Source organism: Brevundimonas sp. RM1 (assembly GCF_052907225.1).
Genome location: NZ_JBRERY010000003.1, coordinates 81330 through 96050 on the forward strand (window position 1 = coordinate 81330; position 14721 = coordinate 96050).

Consider the following 14721-nt stretch of genomic DNA (forward strand, 5'->3'; position numbering starts at 1 on the left):
CGCGACCGGCCGCCCCTCCGTCACGTCGCCTTGCGGCGCCGCGCCACCTCCCCACAAAGTGGAGAGGAGAAGCGCGCTCAGTCTTACGCCACGCCGTCGCGGATGCGCTTCAGATCCGGCGCCAGGGCCTCGTCCGTCAGCATGGCGATGGCTTCCTCGACCGTGACGATCGTCTGGGCCTGGGAGCCGAAGCGGCGGATGGCGACCTTGCCTTCCTCGGCCTCCTTGCGGCCGACGACGGCGATGGCGGGCACCTTGGCGACCGAGTGCTCGCGGATCTTGTAGTTGATCTTCTCGTTGCGCAGGTCGATCTCGGTGCGCAGACCCGCCGCCCGGAACTTGGCCAGAACTTCCTCGGCGTAACCGTCGGCGTCGGACGTGATGGTCGCCACCACGGCCTGCGTCGGCGCCAGCCACAGCGGGAAGGCCCCGGCGTAGTTCTCGATCATGATGCCGATGAAGCGCTCGAACGAGCCCAGGATCGCGCGGTGCAGCATGACCGGGCGGTGCTTCTGGCCGTCCTCGGCGATGTAGGTCGCATCCAGACGCTCGGGCAGCACATAGTCCAGCTGGATCGTGCCGCAGGTCCATTCGCGGCCGATGGCGTCCTTGACGATGAAGTCCAGCTTGGGCGCGTAGAAGGCGCCGTCGCCCTCGGTGACGACCGGCTCGGTCCCGGCGGCGCGGGCGGCTTCCAGCATCTGGGCCTCGGCCTTGTCCCAGAACTCCTCGGTGCCGGCGCGCAGTTCGGGGCGGGTGCCCAGGCTGATGTATTTGGTCTCCATGCCCAGATCGGCGTGGACCGAATAGGCCAGCTTGATGAACTCGGCCGTCTCCTCGACGATCTGATCCTCGCGGCAGAAGATGTGGGCGTCGTCCTGCGTAAAGCCGCGCACCCGCATCAGGCCGTGCAGCGAGCCCGACGGCTCATAGCGGTGGCAGGCGCCGAACTCGGCCATGCGCAGCGGCAGTTCGCGATAGGACCGCTGGCCCTGATCGAAGATCTGCACGTGACCGGGGCAGTTCATCGGCTTGAGGCTGAGCGTCTCGCCCTCGACCGTCTCGCAGACGAACATATTGGCGCGGTACTTGTCCCAGTGGCCCGAGGCTTCCCAGAACTTGCGGTCCAGCACCTGCGGCGTCTTGACCTCGACGTATCCGGCGGCGTCCAGACGGCGGCGCATATAGGCCTCAAGCACGCGCCACAGCACCCAGCCCTTGGGGTGCCAGAAGACCATGCCCCGGCCCTCTTCCTGCATATGGAAGAGCTCCATGGAACGGCCCAGCTTGCGGTGGTCGCGCTTCTCGGCTTCCTCGATACGCAGCAGATAGGCGTCCAGGTCTTCCTTGGTCGCCCAAGCCGTGCCGTAGATGCGTTGCAGTTGGGCGCGGTTGGAATCGCCGCGCCAATAGGCGCCCGCCAGCTTGGTCAGCTTGAAGGCCTTGCCCACGAACTTGGTCGTCGGGAAGTGCGGCCCGCGGCACAGGTCGGCCCATTCGCCCTGCTTGTAGACGGTGATCGTCTCGCTCTCGGGCAGGTCGCGGATCAGTTCGGCCTTATATTCCTCGCCGATCTTTTCGAAGTGGGCGATGGCGTCGTCGCGGTTCCAGACCTGACGCTCCAGCGGCGCGCCCCGGTCGATGATCTCGGCCATCTTCTTCTCGATCTTCGGGAAGTCGTCGGTCGAGAAGGGCTCGTCGCGGGCGAAGTCGTAATAGAAGCCTTCCTCGATGGCCGGGCCGATCGTGACCTGGGTGCCGGGGAACAGCTCCTGCACCGCCTGCGCCAGCACGTGGGCGGCGTCGTGGCGGATGGTCTCCAGCGCCTCGGGATCGTCGCGCATCAGCAGGCGGAAGTCGCCGTTCCCGTCGATGACGCGGTCCAGGTCGCGCTGCTCGCCGTTCCAGACGACCAGGGCCGCCTTCTTGGCCAGCGAGGGCGAGATGGCGGCGGCCACGTCGCGGCCCGTCGAGCCGGCCGGATACTGACGCACGGCGCCGTCGGGGAATTTCAGTTCGATCATGACGGTCGTTCTTTTTCGGTCTTGGCGGGCGGGACGGGATCATAGCCCGAACCGCCGAAGGGATGGCATTTACAGAGGCGCCGCACGGTGAGCCATCCCCCCCGCACCGGACCGTGCTCGATCAGGGCGTCGCGCCCGTAATCCGAACAGGTCGGCATGAACCGGCACTGCTGGCCGATCAGGGGGGACAGCGTCAGCTTATAGCCCCGATGGGCCGCGCGGACGCTGCGTTCGTAGAGAGACATCGGTCCCTTCGCCGGGGGCTCTGTTTCGGGTTCGTCGCGCTTATCCCTCTTCACGGCAGGGGGATCAACCGACGCGCCGTTCAGGCCGCGCCGGCGAGGCGAGTTCGCGTATCGCTGTGGTGTTTTTCCAGCGCCTGCTTCACGGCGTCCAGCGTCGCCTCCAACGCCACCATGGTCGAGGCGTGGCGCGCGGGATAGTCGGCGACCTGCTTCAGCACGCGTAAGGCTTCGAAGCGGCCCTCGGGACCGTCGCCGCCGGATTTCAGCATGGCGGACAGGGAGTCGCGCGCGGCTTCGATCTCCTGAACCGAGGCGCCGAGGACATTTTCCCCGACCACGCCCGCCGCCGCCTGGCCCAGGGCGCAGGCCTTGACCGTCTGGGCGAAGCCGCTGACGCGGCCGTCGGCGTCCAGCACCACGTCGACGATGGCCTTCGACCCGCACAGCTTGGCGACCCGCTCGGCCGAGCCTTCGGGCGCAGGCAGGCGCCCGCTGTGCGGCAGGTTGGCCGCCAGCGACAGGATGCGCGCGCTGTAAAGGTCGTCGATCACGGGATGAAGATAGGCCCTCAAGGGCAGAAGGTGAAGAGAGGCGACGCTTCTCCCTCGGTCGCGTGGGCCTTGCTCCACCCCGCCGTCATCCTCGGGCTTGACCCGAGGATCGAGCGTGGCGGGGCGCGTGACCTGTCCAAGGAGGCGTAGGCGGATGGTCCGATCCTCGGGTCAAGCCCGAGGATGACGGCAGTATTTGAGCGGGGTGAACCTATCCGCCCTGCAACGATGACCACGTCCGCGCCGTCGGCGACGCTTCACCGAGCGCGGGGGCGACTGCCGCCGCGCTCAGCCCCGGCTGCATCCGCGCGGCCAGCCAGCGCAGGTTCTGGTCGGCCGCTTCCGGCGGCAGGTCGCGGCGCAGGATGGCCTCGGCCTCGGCGGTCTTGCCCTGCAGGCCCAGCGCCAGGGCCAGGTTCTGGCGCACCTGCAGCCCGGCGCCCGGCTGGGCGGCGGCGCGACGCAGCAGGATCTCGGCCGAGGGCGCGTCGCCCTCGCCGATGCGGGCGATGGCGGCGTTGGTCAGGACGTCGGCGTTGTCGGGCGACAGGCGCAGGGCCTCGTTCCACGCGGCCTTGGCGTCGTCGGGGCGGCGCACCTGCTGATAGGCCACGCCCAGCAGCGACAGGGGCCGCCAGTCGCGCGGCGCGGCGGCCTTGGCCTGTTCCAGCGCGGCGATGCCGTAGAAGGCCTGACCGCGCGCGATGTGGGCGCGGCCGACCTCCAGCATGGCCTCGACATTGGCGGGCTGGACGACCAGAACGCCCTGCGCCGTCTCGGCGGCCTGATCGAACTGGCCCAGCTCGCGCAGGGCCTGGGCCAGCTTGACCCCGGCGACCGGGTCCATCGGATTGAGCTGCTGCTCCTGGGTCCAGAACACCGAGCGGCTGAGGGCGTCGGCCCGATCATAGCCCGCCCGCGTCGCGGCGTCGGCGGGGGCGCGCGCTGCGGGCGCGGTCTGGCTCAGGGCCGGGGCGGCGACGGCCAGAAGCATCAGGCTGACGGTTGCGGCGAGGGCGGCGTTGCGCGACATGGAAGGGGTCCGTGGCGGTTCTGCCCTTATGGTCGCGCCGACGGGTCAAGGTTTGGTTAATCGGCGTTAAGCGTCGGAAAGGTCGCCCTCATGTCCCCTCAGTCCCAACTGCTGATCGCCGCTTCCGCGACCGCGCGCCCGGTTCGCATCGTCAAGGCGGGCGCGGCGCTGGAGGGGCGCATCGCCGCTTGGGCCGAGGCCAACGGCTTCACCGGCAAGACAGGCCAGCTGCTGGTGGTCCCCACCGCCGACGGCGCGCCGGAGCAGGCCCTGTTCGGCGCGGGCGAGGCCTTCGAGCCCATGACGGCGCGCGGCCTGCCGACGCGCCTGCCCGCGGGCGACTGGCGGCTGGAGGGCGTCGAGGGCGAGGCGGCGCATCTGGCGGCGCTGGCCTTTGCGCTGGGGGGCTATCTGTTCGACCGCTACAAGGCCCGGCCCGAGCGCGGGCGCGCGCGTCTGGTCGCGCCGGACGGCCTCGACCTGACGGCGACGCTGAACATCGCCGCCGCCTGCGCCCTGACCCGCGAAATGGTCGACACTCCCGCCGCCGACATGGGGCCGCTGCAACTCGAAACCATCGCGCGCGAGATCGCCGAGGGCGCGGGCGCGAGCCTGACCGTCACCACCGGCGACGCCCTGCTGGAGGACAACTATCCGGCCGTTCACGCGGTCGGCCGCGCCGCAGCCCCGCACCGCGCGCCGCGCGTTCTGGAGATCGGCTGGAATCTGGACAAGGCGGACCGGCCGCTGGTGGCCCTGGTCGGCAAGGGGGTGGTGTTCGACACCGGCGGTCTGGACCTCAAGGGCGCCGCCGGGATGCGCAACATGAAGAAGGACATGGGCGGCGCCGCCCACGCCCTGGCGCTGGGCCGCCTGATCATGCAGGCCGGTCTGCCGGTGCGGCTGGTGGTGCTGGTGGCGGCGGTCGAGAACGCCGTGTCGGCCGACGCCTTCCGGCCGGGCGACATCCTGAACAGCCGCAAGGGCCTGACCATCGAGATCGGCAACACCGACGCCGAAGGCCGCCTGATCCTGGCCGACGTCCTGACGCGGGCGGGCGAGCATCAGCCGGATCTGACGCTGGACTTCGCCACCCTGACCGGAGCCGCCCGCATCGCCCTCGGTCCCGAACTGCCGCCGCTCTACACCGACGACGACGCCCTGGCCGAGGGCGTGCTGAACGCCGGTCGGGCCGTGGGCGACCCCCTGTGGCGGATGCCTCTGTGGGCGGGCTATCGCGCCTCGCTGGACAGCGAGATCGCCGATGTACGCAACGATTCCGCCGCCTGGGCCCAGGCCGGGTCGGTGACGGCGGCCCTGTTCCTGCAGAAGTTCGCCCCGACGACGGGCAGCTGGGCGCACATGGACGTCTTCGCCTGGAATCCGCGCGCCCGGCCCGGCTGGCCCGAAGGCGGCGAGGCCCAGGCCATCCGCGCCTGCTTCCGCTACCTCAGCGACAAATTCGTCAAATAGCCAAGGCTGTTAACGCCCCCTTCGGGATCGGCGCCTAGGGTGGGCGGCTCGAATTGTCCGAGCCGTCTAGAGACCGCCGCTTGACCGATGTCCTGGCCCTGCTGCCGCCTGGCGCGCCCCTGATCCTGCGGGACGGGGATCGCGTGGTGCTGGCCGAGCAGGCGCTGGAAGGCCTGATGCGGGCCGAGGCCTATCGCCGGACCGATCCCGCCCATTGCCGCCTGCCGGTCGCCGACATCGTCGCCGACGATGGTCAGCGCATCGATCAGCTGCTGTTCGGCGAGGCTTTCGACGTGCTGGAGCGCCGTCAGGATCGCGCCTGGGGCCGCGCCCGACGCGACGGCGTGGTCGGCTGGGTCTCGCTGGAGGCCCTGGCGCCCGGCGCGCCCCTGGCGACGCGCCGCGTCGCCTCCGTTTCCGCCGCCCTGCCGCTGAACGCCTTGATCGGCGACGACGCTCAGGGCCTGGCCGATAGCGACCTGGAATCCATCGGCGCGTTCGAGCGCGACCTGGTAGCGGTGGCCGAGCGCTTGCTGGGCCGTCCGCACGCCCTGGGCGCCCGTTCCTCGCTGGAGACCGACTGTTCGGGCCTGGTGCAGCAGGCTCTGCTGGCCTGCGGCCGGCCCGGCCCGCGCCGCGCGGACGAGCAGGCCGGTCTCGGCCGCGCCGTGTCGCGCGAGGACGCCCAGCGCGGCGACCTGGCGATCTGGCTGTCGCAGGCCGAGGGCGACTGGACCGGCCATTCGGCCCTGATGCTGGACGCCGAGCGCATCATCCACGCGACGGGCGCGCGCGGCGGCGTGGTGGTCGAGACCCTGGCCGAGGTCGAGGCCCGCCTGACCGCCGACGGCTTCGCCTCAGCGATTTTCCGCCGGGTCTGAAACGCTAAAGCCTGATCCTGAAACGAAGAAAGGCGACCCGAAGGCCGCCTTTCCGTCGTCTGTCGTGTCCGCTCGCCCTTAGGCTTTCGGAGTCGGAGGCGTCGCCTGGGTCGCGGCGGCGTCGGCGGCGGGCGCCTCGGCCGGAGCGGCGCCGGCTTCGGTCGCGGCGGCGCCTTCAGCAGCCGGAGCCTCGCCTTCGGCGGCGGCCGGGGCGGCGGCGCCCGGCTGACGGGCGGGGTCCGGCGCCGGGATGGCGAAACCAGCCGAGCCTTGCGTGCGCAGCCAGGCGATCAGGTTGATGCGGGTCTTCTCGTCGCGGATGCCGGCGAAGGACATCTTGGTGCCCGGCACATAGCGGCCCGGCGCGTTGATGAAGTGATCCAGCTCGTCATAGTTCCAGGTCGGGGCTTCGGCCTTGTGCTTGGCCATGGCGTCCGAATAGGCGAAGCCCGCGCGGTGCATGGCGGGGCCGCCGACCACGGCGAACAGGTTCGGGCCGATGCCGTCGGCGCCGCCCGAGTTGACGGTGTGGCAGGCCTGGCAGCGCGCGAAGGCGGCTTCACCGGCGGCCAGGTCGGCGGTCGGCAGGACCGTGCCCCAGTCGATCGGCAGGGCGGCTTCGGCCGCGCCCGCAGCCGCTTCATCCGGCGCGTCGACGAAGTAGCCCATCTTCTCGGGCTGCTTGGTGTGGTAGACCATGCCCGAAACCTGCTGGACCACCAGGATCGCAAAGGCGGTGCCCAGGCACGCGCCCATAATCTTGTTCCACTTCAGATCGCCGCTCATTCCGCGTCGTCGCATCCCGTCTCTAGGTGAGCCCCCCAACCGCGAAGCGGCGTTCAGGCGTATTCTTGCGTGGGCGTCTCTTACACGCTAGCGCGACCTTCGCAACCGGCCCGGACGCTTCCGGGCGCTTTCAAGGCGCTTGGCGACCATGAATCCGCTGATAATGATACCCGCTCGCATGGCGGCCACCCGTCTGCCCGGCAAACCCCTGGCGGACATCGGCGGCAAGCCGATGATCGTGCGGGCGTGGGAGCAGGCCATGGCTTCGGGTTTCCGCGTCGCCGTGGCGGCGGGCGATCCGGAGATCGTCGCGGCGGTGCAGGCGGCGGGCGGCGAGGCGGTGCTGACCGATCCCGACCTGCCCAGCGGTTCGGACCGCATCCTGGCGGCCGCCCAGGCGGTCGATCCCGACGGCGCCCATGAGGTGGTCATCAACATCCAGGGCGACATGCCGTTCGCCTCGCCGGACCTGGCGAAAGCCTGCGCCACGCTGCTGGCGCGCGAATCAGCCTGCGACATCGCCACCCTGGTCGCGACCGAGGCGGACGTCTCGGACCGGGCCAATCCCGATGTGGTCAAGGCGGTGCTGGCCCTGCCGGACGGCGGGACGAGCGGCCGCGCCCTCTACTTCACCCGCTCGACCCTGTACGGCGACGGCCCTGTCTGGCGCCATGTCGGCATCTACGGCTATCGGCGTGAAGCCCTGGCCCGCTTCTGCGCCGCCCCGCCGTCGCCGCTGGAGAAGCGCGAAAAGCTGGAGCAGCTGCGCGCCCTGGAGATGGGGCTGCAGATCTGGGCTTCGGTGATCGAAGCGGCGCCGCTGTCCGTGGACAACCCGGCGGACCTGGAGGCGGCGCGGGCGCTGGCCTGATCAGTCGTCGTCGCCCGCCTCGCCGTCGTCGGGGATGGCGGGCATCTCGACGGCCGGGGCCAGGGTGACGATCTCCTTGATCTCGGCGCCGGGGAAGGCCTGCATGATCGACACCACGAAGGGGTCGGCCTCGACCGCCGCGCGGCGGGCGGCGCGGGCCTTCTTCTCGACCTCGATCAGGGTCTCGCCGCCGCCCTGTCCGTTGGCGGCGATCAGCCAGGTGCGGCCGGTCCATTCCTTGAGCCGCCCGGCCAGACGCCGCGCCAGATCATGGGGCGAGCCCTCGGCCGGTTCATAGGTGATGGCGCCGGGACGGAAGCTGACCACGCGGACGTAGCGCTCCACGTCCATCTGCAGGGTGATCTCGCGCTTCTCGCCGATCAGGGCGACCACGGCCTCGAAGCTCTGCGGGTCCGGCAGGGCGGGCGCCGCCATCGGCCGCGCCGCCAGCATGGCCGAGGCGCCGCCGCCTCCTCCGCCTGAGCCGCCGCCGCGAGGGCCGGTCCCGCCGCCGGGGACGCCGCCCGACTGGATCGCCTTCAGCGCCTCTTCCGGTCCGGGCAGGTCGGCGGCGTAGGCCAGACGCACGATGGCCATCTCCACCGCATCGGCGGGATTGGGCGCGCGCCGCACCTCGTCCAGCGCCTTCAGCAGCATCTGCCAGGTCCGCGACAGCGTCCCGGCCGAGATGGCCGCGCCCAGCGCCGCCAGCTTCTGCGCCTGATCGCCGGGCAGGCGGGTGGCGTTCGGCCCCAGCATCTTGGCGACCGAGGCCGCGTGGCAGTGCTCCAGCAGGTCGTTGGCCACCTGCACCGGATCGGCGCCGTAGCCGTAAAGGGTGCGGAAGGTCGTCAGGGCCTCGGCCGTCTTGCCCGCCATGGTCTGTTCGAACAGGGCGATGGTCTGGGTGCGGTCGGCCAGGCCCAGCATGTCGCGCACCGTGGCCGTCTCGACCACCGCGCCGCGCTCGGCCTGAACCAGCGCCTGATCCAGCAGCGACAGGCCGTCGCGCACAGACCCTTCGGCCGCGCGCGAGATCAGCGCCAGCGCCTCCTGCTCGATCTTCATGCCTTCGCGCTCGGCGACGCGGCCCAGATGGCCGACCAGAACCTCAGGCTCCACGCGGCGCAGGTCGAAACGCTGGCAGCGGCTCAGAATGGTCACCGGCACCTTGCGGATCTCGGTGGTGGCGAAGATGAACTTCGCGTGGGGCGGCGGCTCCTCCAGCGTCTTCAGCAGGGCGTTGAACGCCTGCGTCGACAGCATGTGGACCTCGTCCAGCACATAGACCTTGTAACGAGCCTCGACCGGCGCGTAGCGGACGCTTTCCAGGATGTCGCGGATGTCGTTGACGCCGGTGTGCGACGCGGCGTCCATCTCCATCACGTCCATGTGCTGGCCCGCCATGATGGCGGCGTCGTGCCGCCCTGTGGGGCTCAGGGCCAGGGACGGCTTGTCGATGGTCTCGGTTTCGTTGTTGAGCGCGCGAGCCAGCAGGCGGGCCGTCGTCGTCTTGCCGACGCCCCGCACCCCGGTCAGCATGAAGGCGTGGGCGATCCGCCCGGTGGCGAAGGCGTTGGTCAGGGTGCGGACCATCGCCTCCTGCCCGATTAGATCCTCGAACGCGCGCGGCCGGTATTTGCGGGCCAGGACGGTGTAGGCCTCGCCCTCGGCGGGCGGCGCTTCGAACGGCTTGGGAGCGGGCGCAGGCGCGGGCTCCGCCTTCGGTTCAGGCGCGGGTTCGGCCGCCGCGACGGGGGGCGGGGCGCCGAACATGTCGTCGGTGTTGGGGTCGCGCTCCTCGACTTCGGGCGCGTCTTCCTCCCACGGAGGACCATCGAGACTGTGATCGGCGTCGCTCATGGTCCTGTCTTAGCGCGAAGGGGCGCTGTCGCGCACCCCCTCGCGCCGCAGAGAGGCTCAGAGATCGGTGGGCAGTTGGCCGCCGTTGTCGCGGATCTTCTGGATCACCTGCTTGTGCAGCCAGATGTTCATGCTGGCGCTGTCTGATTTGTCGCCGGTGTAGCCCAGTTCGTCGGCCAGCTCCTTGCGCTCGGCCAGCGAGGATTCCAGGCCGATCAGCTTCATCAGATCGACGATGGAGGTGCGCCAGTTCAGCTTCTGCGCGCGCTGCTCGTTCATGAAGTCGAGGATGCCGGCGACATCGACCTCGGCCGCGGGCTGGGGCGCGACGGCGGCGGCTGTGGGCGCGGGCGCCGGGGTCGGGGCCGCCGCTTCGGGCGCGGGGGCTGCGGGCGCCGCCGCCGGGGCCTCCTTCTTCCTGAAGACGCCGCCGAGAATCTTGCCGAGAATGCTCATTCGCCTGCTCCTGATCGTGGGGATCGAAGCCCTTTCAGCGAATGAGGCGCGGCCCGGTTCCGTGAAGCTTGCACGACGGGCCTTCCACGCCGCCGTTCGCCCCTCCCTCGCTGTCATCCTCGGGCTTGACCCGAGGATCGGGCCATCTGTCTGCGGGGCATCGGCAAGACAGAGCACGCCGTTTAACTCGATCCTCGGGTCAAGCCCGAGGATGACGGCGGAGATGCAGGTACAGGTGCGGCGCAGAAGTCGGGGATCGTGCGCTCAAGCAGCGAGGCTCCGCGAGCCGAGCGATAGCGCACTAAAAACGGCGCATAAAAAAAGCGCTCAAGTCGTGAGCGCCCGCGGCGCGAACATAGCGCCCTAAAAATAAGGTGGAGACCGCGACCCGAAGGGGAATTCGTTGTGGCTGCTGCCTTCCGGCCCTGACCAGGTTGGCGAAGCCTTCGCCCGCGATCTCCGAGAGGGGATATGACGGCGGACGGCGCGGGAATCAAGCCCTCCCCTGCACGTGCTGTCGGGGCTATGTAGCGTCATGCCCTATCGCAACGTCTTTTCCGGCAATCCGCTCGACCGTTCCGGCGACCTTCGCAACGACGCCGCCTGGCTGGCCGAGCAGGAGGCCAATCCCGAAGCCCTGGCCATGATCCTGTGGGAAGGTCGTCCCTTGGTCGAAACCCATGAGGGGGGCGAGCGGCTGGTCTGGCTGTCGCTGGGCCATGCGCGCGACCTGGCGCGCGACCGCGACGTCTTCCTGGGGCTGTGGAAGGGGGCGCCGGTCTTCGCCGCCGAGTTCGAGGGCTCCATCGACCCGACCAGCGGCCCGGCCGGGGGGCTTGGTCGTTTCGTCGAAATGCGCGAGGCGGCGGTCGTCCTGCCCGAGGCCGACGCCGGCATCGCCGCCACGGCCAAAAGCCTGTTCGACTGGCGCCGTCGTCACGGCTTCTGCGCCGCCTGCGGCAAGGCGTCGGATCAGGCGTCCGGCGGGTGGAAGCGCGTCTGTCCGGCTTGCGGGACCGAGCATTTCCCGCGCGTCGATCCGGTCGTCATCATGCTTCCTGTCTACAAGGGCGGGGCTGAGCCGCGCTGCCTGCTGGGCCGTCAGGCCGCTTGGCCCGCCGGTCGCATGTCGGCGCTGGCGGGCTTCATGGAGCCGGGCGAGGCGATCGAGGAGGCCTGCGCCCGCGAGGTGATGGAGGAGGCGGGGCTGACGGTGTCGGACGTACGCTACCACTCCAGCCAGCCCTGGCCCTTCCCGGCCCAGCTGATGATCGGCCTGATCGCCGAGGTCACGACCGACGAGGCCGCGCCGGACCAGACCGAGCTGGAGGCCGTCGCCTGGCTGACCCGCAGCGAGGCGCGCGCCGTTCTGGACGAGACCCACCCGACCATCCAGGCCCCGCCGCCCTACGCCATCGCACGGCGGCTGCTGGAGACCTGGGCGCGGGGCGAGGGCTAGGCCCTCGGGGCGAGCCCGAGGGCGACGACCTTACAGGATCTGGGCCGCTTCTTCGAAGTCGAGGCGGGGCGAGCGGGGGAACAGGTTCTCGTCCGTGCCGTAGCCCAGGTTCATGATGAAGTTCGGCTCGACATTGCTGTCGGGGAAGAACTCGGCCTTCACCCCCGCCGCGTCGAAGCCCGACATCGGACCCACGTCCAGGCCCAGGGCGCGCGCGGCGATGGTCAGATAGCCGCCCTGCAGCGAGGCGTTGCGGAAGGCGGCTTCACGACGACCGGCCTCGTCCAGGAACCAGTCGCGGGCGCCCGGCGCGTGCGGGAACAGCTTGGGCAGGGTGTCGTGGAAATCGATGTCCTGGGCGATGATCAGATTGACCGGCGCGGCCAGGGTCTTGGCGCGGTTGCCTTCGGCCATGTGCGTCGACAGCCGGGCCTTGGCCTCGGGCGAGGTGATGAAGACGAAGCGGGCCGGGGTCATGTTGACCGCCGTCGGGCCGAACTTGGTCAGGTCATACAGCTTGCGGATCAGGTCTTCGGACACGGGGCGGTCGCTCCAGCCGTTGCGCGTGCGCGCCTCGGTGAACAACTGGGCCAGAACGGCGTCGGAAACCGGAAGGTCGCGGGCGGAAAGGGCGTCAAAGGCCATCAGGGCTTCTCCAGAAAACTGATTGGTAACTTCAGGTGTGACCAATTAGGCTTGCGCGACTCCGTCGTCAAGAGATCGGCAACCGATTTTGTGACGAATGTGGAGACGGCGTGCGCGACAGGCTTTCTTCGTCAGGGTCTGGAGCCGCGCGGCGCTTGGCCCTATCTAGGGCGTATGAAAGACCTCAACGCCCTGATGCAACAGGCCCAGGCGATGCAGCAGAAGCTGCAGGACGCCCAGGCGAAAATGGCCGAATCCACCGCCGAGGGCACCTCGGGCGGCGGCCTTGTGACCATCGCCCTGAAAGGCCCCGGCGAGATCACCTCGGTGAAGATCGACGACAGCCTGATGGCGCCCGGCGAGGGCGAGATCCTGGCCGACCTGATCGTCGCCGCCCACGCCGACGCCAAGCGCAAGCTGGACGAGATCAACAACGCCCTGATGCGCGACGCCGCCGGGCCGATGGCCGGGATGAACATCCCCGGAATGCCGAAACTCTTCTGATGGCCGCATCCGCCGGGCCGGAAATCGAACGGCTCATCAGCCTGCTGGCCAAGCTGCCGGGCATGGGCCCGCGCTCGGCCCGGCGCGCGGCCCTGGCCCTGCTGAAGCGGCGCGAGCAGCTGCTGGTCCCGCTGGCCGCCTCCCTGGCCGAGACGGCGGACAAGGTGGTCAACTGCTCGGTCTGCGGCTCGCCCGATACGCGCGATCCCTGCTCGGTCTGTGCGGACCAGAGCCGCGACAACGCCCTGATCTGCGTGGTCGAGGAGGCCGGCGCCCTGTGGGCCATGGAGCGGTCGGGCGCCTTTCGCGGCAAGTATCACGTCCTGGGCGGCCTGCTGTCGGCGCTGGACGGCGTCGGCCCCGAACAACTGCGCATCGCCGAACTGATCGGCCGCGCGAAGGGCGGAGAGGCGAAGGAGGTCGTGCTAGCCCTGCCCGCCACGGTCGACGGCCAGACCACGGCGCACTATCTGGCCGAACGCCTGTCGGCGGCGGGGGTGCAGGTGACCTCCCTGGCGCGCGGCGTCCCCGTCGGCGGCGAACTGGACTGGCTGGACGACGGCACCATCATCCAGGCCCTGCGGGCGCGACGGCCCGCTTAGGGCCTCCGTCTCTTCATCCGCCGCCGCATCACTCGATCGCCCAGCGCCTCGGCGTATTTCAGGGTGAAGGCCAGGGCGGCGGGATTGCCGCGCCGGGGACCGACCGAATCGGCCATCACAGCGCCGCGCTCGCCGAGCGGCCGGGGCGCGCCCGTGGTGGTGTCCAGCGCGGTCTGGTGTTCGATCTCGGCGTTCAGCCGCGCGCCCATCAGGATCACCTGCACCGAGAACCAGGTCCACAGCAGAAAGCCCATGGCCGCCGCCAGCGGGCCGTAGGAATCGGTGCGCACGAAGGTGGTCAGGAACCAACTGAACAGGAAGGACACCAGCAGGCTCAGGCTGGCCGCGAACAGGGCCCCCGGCGTCAGCCAGCGCCAGCGCGCCCGCGCCCGGCTCGGCCCGTAACGATAGATCAGGGCCAGCGCCCCGGCATAGCCTAGGAACAACAGGGGCCAGCGCAGCGGCGCCAGATAGGCCCACTCGTCCTCCAGGCCGAACACGGCCAGCACCACGGGCACGCCGACCACCAGGGCCGAGCTCAGCATCACCGCCGCCATGGCCGAGACGGTGAAGCCCATGCACACCAGGTTGTAGATGACGATATTGCGCCGCTCGACCTCGTGATAGGCGAGGTTCAGGCCGTAGAAGAGGGTCTTGATCCCCCCGTTGGCCGCCCACAGCGTCAGCAGCAGGGTCCAGATCAGGGTGAAGGTCAGCTGGCCGGTGGAGCTGCCCGCCAGCCGCGTCATCTCTGCTCCGAGAAACTGAGCCACGTTCGACGGCAGCACCTCATAAAGGAAGCTGAGTTGGCCCCAGGCGTCGGCCGGATCGGCGAACAGGCCGTAGATGGTGACGAAGGCGCCCAGCGTCGGGAACAGGGCCAGCAGCAGGAAGAAGGTCACGCCCCCGGCGACGAAGCCGACGCGATCGCCGAAATAGCCCATGACCGTGCGCCACAGGATGTCGACCCAGCCCTTGTGCGGGATATGCAACGGCCGTTGGGCCAGGCGGCCGCGCCCGGGCTCTTCGGCGTCATAGTCTTCGGGCGTGGGGTCGCGCGGGGGCAGGGGCTCGGGACGCGGGGGCCGCAACTCCAGGCCGAAGCGGTGGCCTTGAGTGTAGAGCAGGTGGGCCGCCGTCGCGCCCGTCGCCAGTCCGCCCGCCGCTGCGGCCAGATAGCGCAGCAGCCCGCCGGCCGCGCCGGGCGCGCGACGCGCCGGACGACGCTTCCGGGCGCGAGACGCGCGATGATTCGACTGTGGTTTCATCCCCATTCGCCCTTCAACGGCCACGCTAGCCGGCCGTTCCGTCTTGAAATCATCCGTCGC

At 70.1% G+C, this 14721-nt stretch carries 15 protein-coding genes and 1 other RNA gene; 6 read left to right on the top strand and 10 right to left on the bottom strand.

All coding sequences use genetic code 11. The features are described from left to right. Positions 1-83: 83 nt before the first annotated feature. The 4 genes from thrS to ACU5AP_RS04175 all read right to left on the bottom strand — a co-directional run bounded on the left by thrS (position 84) and on the right by ACU5AP_RS04175 (position 3853). Positions 84-2024, bottom strand: coding sequence for a threonine--tRNA ligase (thrS, locus tag ACU5AP_RS04160; protein WP_446680822.1), 1941 nt, complete (start codon positions 2022-2024; stop codon positions 84-86). Then, positions 2021-2269, bottom strand: coding sequence for a membrane protein insertion efficiency factor YidD (gene yidD / locus ACU5AP_RS04165; RefSeq protein ID WP_128718934.1), 249 nt, complete (start codon positions 2267-2269; stop codon positions 2021-2023). The genes thrS and yidD overlap by 4 nt, the downstream gene beginning before the upstream one ends. Positions 2270-2349: 80 nt before the next feature. Continuing rightward, complete coding sequence (locus tag ACU5AP_RS04170; RefSeq protein WP_446680823.1) at positions 2350-2820, bottom strand: iron-sulfur cluster assembly scaffold protein; 471 nt, start codon at positions 2818-2820, stop codon at positions 2350-2352. Between the two features lie 211 nt (positions 2821-3031). Continuing rightward, the gene (locus tag ACU5AP_RS04175) at positions 3032-3853 is read right to left on the bottom strand and encodes a tetratricopeptide repeat protein (protein WP_128718932.1); all 822 of its coding nucleotides are present in this window, start codon (positions 3851-3853) and stop codon (positions 3032-3034) included. Positions 3854-3943: 90 nt separating this feature from the next. Between ACU5AP_RS04175 and ACU5AP_RS04180 the strand changes: the two genes are divergently transcribed. Both ACU5AP_RS04180 and ACU5AP_RS04185 read left to right on the top strand, forming a co-directional pair. After that, positions 3944-5326, top strand: coding sequence for a leucyl aminopeptidase family protein (locus ACU5AP_RS04180; RefSeq protein ID WP_446680824.1), 1383 nt, complete (start codon positions 3944-3946; stop codon positions 5324-5326). Between the two features lie 80 nt (positions 5327-5406). Then, entirely contained in the window at positions 5407-6207 is an 801-nt protein-coding gene (locus ACU5AP_RS04185) for a C40 family peptidase (protein WP_446680825.1), read from the top strand. 78 nt (positions 6208-6285) lie between these two features. Here the strand turns inward: ACU5AP_RS04185 and ACU5AP_RS04190 are convergent, their stop codons facing one another. Continuing rightward, entirely contained in the window at positions 6286-6993 is a 708-nt protein-coding gene (locus tag ACU5AP_RS04190) for a c-type cytochrome (RefSeq protein ID WP_446680826.1), read from the bottom strand. A 148-nt stretch (positions 6994-7141) separates the two neighbouring features. Between ACU5AP_RS04190 and ACU5AP_RS04195 the strand changes: the two genes are divergently transcribed. Continuing rightward, positions 7142-7864 (top strand): 3-deoxy-manno-octulosonate cytidylyltransferase, encoded by a 723-nt coding sequence (locus tag ACU5AP_RS04195; RefSeq protein ID WP_446680827.1) that lies wholly within the window; start codon positions 7142-7144, stop codon positions 7862-7864. Here the strand turns inward: ACU5AP_RS04195 and ACU5AP_RS04200 are convergent, their stop codons facing one another. The 3 genes from ACU5AP_RS04200 to ffs all read right to left on the bottom strand — a co-directional run bounded on the left by ACU5AP_RS04200 (position 7865) and on the right by ffs (position 10647). Further along, a complete protein-coding gene (locus ACU5AP_RS04200; RefSeq protein ID WP_128718927.1) occupies positions 7865-9727 on the bottom strand; it encodes a DNA polymerase III subunit gamma/tau in 1863 nt (620 codons plus the stop codon). 57 nt (positions 9728-9784) lie between these two features. Next, a complete protein-coding gene (locus tag ACU5AP_RS04205; protein WP_128718926.1) occupies positions 9785-10183 on the bottom strand; it encodes a DUF3597 domain-containing protein in 399 nt (132 codons plus the stop codon). 370 nt (positions 10184-10553) lie between these two features. After that, positions 10554-10647, bottom strand: an RNA gene (gene ffs / locus ACU5AP_RS04210) — signal recognition particle sRNA small type. A gap of 71 nt (positions 10648-10718) precedes the next feature. On the opposite strand from ffs, the gene nudC reads away from it, so the two are divergent. Beyond that, the gene (nudC, locus tag ACU5AP_RS04215; RefSeq protein ID WP_446680828.1) at positions 10719-11642 is read left to right on the top strand and encodes an NAD(+) diphosphatase; all 924 of its coding nucleotides are present in this window, start codon (positions 10719-10721) and stop codon (positions 11640-11642) included. A gap of 30 nt (positions 11643-11672) precedes the next feature. On the opposite strand, the gene ACU5AP_RS04220 is transcribed toward nudC, so the two are convergent. Continuing rightward, positions 11673-12287, bottom strand: a complete 615-nt coding sequence (locus tag ACU5AP_RS04220) for a malonic semialdehyde reductase (RefSeq protein ID WP_088410554.1) — start codon at positions 12285-12287, stop codon at positions 11673-11675. A 174-nt stretch (positions 12288-12461) separates the two neighbouring features. Between ACU5AP_RS04220 and ACU5AP_RS04225 the strand changes: the two genes are divergently transcribed. Together ACU5AP_RS04225 and recR are read left to right on the top strand one after the other, a co-directional pair. Beyond that, positions 12462-12791, top strand: a complete 330-nt coding sequence (locus tag ACU5AP_RS04225; RefSeq protein WP_003166260.1) for a YbaB/EbfC family nucleoid-associated protein — start codon at positions 12462-12464, stop codon at positions 12789-12791. After that, positions 12791-13393 carry a recombination mediator RecR gene (gene recR, locus ACU5AP_RS04230; protein ID WP_003166259.1) on the top strand — a complete coding sequence of 201 codons (603 nt, stop codon included), beginning with the start codon at positions 12791-12793 and terminating at the stop codon, positions 13391-13393. Before ACU5AP_RS04225 ends, recR begins: the two co-directional genes overlap by 1 nt. On the opposite strand, the gene ACU5AP_RS04235 is transcribed toward recR, so the two are convergent. Further along, positions 13390-14661: a YihY/virulence factor BrkB family protein gene (locus ACU5AP_RS04235; protein ID WP_446680829.1), complete on the bottom strand. Its 1272-nt coding sequence runs from the start codon at positions 14659-14661 to the stop codon at positions 13390-13392. The two genes, recR and ACU5AP_RS04235, sit on opposite strands and share 4 nt — an antisense overlap. Positions 14662-14721 lie beyond the last annotated feature (60 nt).

Excerpts from the sequence above, each read along its gene's own strand:
- nudC (WP_446680828.1), top strand. The coding sequence starts at position 10,719 with ATGCCCTATCGCAACGTCTTTTCCGGCAATCCGCTCGACCGTTCCGGC.
- ACU5AP_RS04225 (WP_003166260.1), top strand. The coding sequence starts at position 12,462 with ATGAAAGACCTCAACGCCCTGATGCAACAGGCCCAGGCGATGCAGCAG.
- ACU5AP_RS04205 (WP_128718926.1), bottom strand. The coding sequence starts at position 10,183 with ATGAGCATTCTCGGCAAGATTCTCGGCGGCGTCTTCAGGAAGAAGGAG.
- ACU5AP_RS04200 (WP_128718927.1), bottom strand. The coding sequence starts at position 9,727 with ATGAGCGACGCCGATCACAGTCTCGATGGTCCTCCGTGGGAGGAAGAC.
- recR (WP_003166259.1), top strand. The coding sequence starts at position 12,791 with ATGGCCGCATCCGCCGGGCCGGAAATCGAACGGCTCATCAGCCTGCTG.
- thrS (WP_446680822.1), bottom strand. The coding sequence starts at position 2,024 with ATGATCGAACTGAAATTCCCCGACGGCGCCGTGCGTCAGTATCCGGCC.
- yidD (WP_128718934.1), bottom strand. The coding sequence starts at position 2,269 with ATGTCTCTCTACGAACGCAGCGTCCGCGCGGCCCATCGGGGCTATAAG.
- ACU5AP_RS04235 (WP_446680829.1), bottom strand. The coding sequence starts at position 14,661 with ATGAAACCACAGTCGAATCATCGCGCGTCTCGCGCCCGGAAGCGTCGT.
- ACU5AP_RS04190 (WP_446680826.1), bottom strand. The coding sequence starts at position 6,993 with ATGAGCGGCGATCTGAAGTGGAACAAGATTATGGGCGCGTGCCTGGGC.
- ACU5AP_RS04220 (WP_088410554.1), bottom strand. The coding sequence starts at position 12,287 with ATGGCCTTTGACGCCCTTTCCGCCCGCGACCTTCCGGTTTCCGACGCC.
- ACU5AP_RS04175 (WP_128718932.1), bottom strand. The coding sequence starts at position 3,853 with ATGTCGCGCAACGCCGCCCTCGCCGCAACCGTCAGCCTGATGCTTCTG.
- ACU5AP_RS04195 (WP_446680827.1), top strand. The coding sequence starts at position 7,142 with ATGAATCCGCTGATAATGATACCCGCTCGCATGGCGGCCACCCGTCTG.
- ACU5AP_RS04180 (WP_446680824.1), top strand. The coding sequence starts at position 3,944 with ATGTCCCCTCAGTCCCAACTGCTGATCGCCGCTTCCGCGACCGCGCGC.